Below are 1,572 nucleotides of genomic sequence, written 5' to 3'. Positions count from 1 at the left end.
TGGCGGCAGCCGGAGCCCCGAGCCGTGGCAGATGGCGGGCGAGGACGCCGTCGGCGGATCGGCCGACCCGGGCATGCCCGCCCAGCATCAGCTGGAGGCCGGCGCCGTCGTGCGCGATACGCCCGACGGCCCCGAGCTCAACCTGACGCTGTCCTGGCCCGGAAAGCTGCTGGACGGCCGAGATGTCATCGAACTCGGCGACCTGTGGGTCGAGATGCTCACCGGTATCGCCAGGCACACCACCAACCCCGGTATCGGCGGGCACACGCCCTCCGACTTCCCCCTCGTCAGCCTGAACCAGCGCCAGATCGAAGACCTGGAGGCCGGTTTCGGGGACGGCGAAACCCAGTGAGCGGCAGAGACTGACCGAAGGAGCAAGCGATGACCCGTTCGCCCATTGAGGATGTGTGGCCGCTGTCGCCGTTGCAGGAAGGGCTGCTGTTCCACGCCTCCTTCGACGACGAAGGGCCCGACGTCTACACGATCCAGACCGGACAGGAGCTGCTCGGCCCCGTGGACCCGGACCGGCTGCGGCGCTCCTGGGGGGCGCTGGTGGCGCGCCACGCCGTGCTGCGCGCCAGCTTCCGGCAGGTCAGCGGCGCCCAGACCGTGCAGGTCATCTCCCGCCACGTGACGCTGCCGTGGCGGCAGGCCGACCTCTCTGCCCTGCCCGAAGACGAGGCGCTGGCCGAGATCGAACGGCTGTCGGAGGAGGAACGCGCTGCCCGCTTCGACCTGGCGGTGCCGCCGCTGCTGCGGGTGCTGCTGGTGACGCTGGGGCCCGGGCGGCACCGGATGGTCATCACCAGCCACCACATCCTGCTCGACGGCTGGTCGGTGCCGCTGCTGCTGGGCGAACTGCAGAAGGTGTACGAGGCCGGCGCTGATGTCCGGGCCCTTCCTCCCGTGCGGTCGTACCGGGACTACCTGGCCTGGCTGGCCCGGCAGGACCGGGCGGCGGCCGAGGAGGCCTGGCGCCGGGAACTCGCGGGGGCCGACGAACCCACCCTCGTCGCACCCGCTGACCCCGGGCGCCGGCCTGTCCTGGCGGAGCACGTGGTCCACGACCTCACCGAAGCAGCCACGGCCGGTGTCAGCGAGTTCGCGCGTGGTCGCGGGCTGACGGTGAACACGGTGGTGCAGGCGGCGTGGGCGCTGGTGGTGGCGCGGTTGTCGGGGCGGAACGATGTGGTGTTCGGGGCGACGGTGGCGGGGCGTCCGACCGAGTTGCCGGGTGTGGAGTCGATGGTCGGGCTGTTCATCAACACGGTGCCGGTGCGGGTGCCGCTGCGCGGCGAGCAGCCCGTGACCGAACTCCTCACCGATCTGCAGGAACGACAGGCCCAACTGCTGCCGCACCAGTACCTCGGCCTCACCGACTTGCAGCGGCTGGCCGGCCCGGGCGCCGTCTTCGACTCACTCGTCGTCTTCGAGAACTACCCGCACCCGCCGGCCCGGCCCGCATCCCCGGACACCCTGAGCATCAGGCCCGTAGGCGCCGCTTTCGACTCGACCCACTACCCCTTCACCCTCGCCGTCATCCCCGGAAAGCGCATCCGGCTCCGGCTTGAC

The 1,572-nt window shown here is 71.4% G+C and carries 2 protein-coding genes; both read left to right on the top strand.

All coding sequences use genetic code 11. From position 1 onward, the window contains the following. On the top strand, positions 1 to 352 hold a 352-nt coding region (locus JK356_RS21430; protein ID WP_201870342.1), incomplete at its 5' end, for a hypothetical protein. Positions 353 to 381: 29 nt separating this feature from the next. Continuing rightward, positions 382 to 1,572: condensation domain-containing protein (locus tag JK356_RS21425; RefSeq protein ID WP_236671721.1), on the top strand; the 1,191-nt coding region annotated here is incomplete at its 3' end.

The sequence above is a fragment of the Streptomyces sp. 7-21 genome (assembly GCF_016741785.1).
Taxonomy (GTDB): Bacteria; Actinomycetota; Actinomycetes; order Streptomycetales; family Streptomycetaceae; genus Streptomyces.
This window is presented reverse-complemented; position numbering and strand designations above follow the sequence as displayed.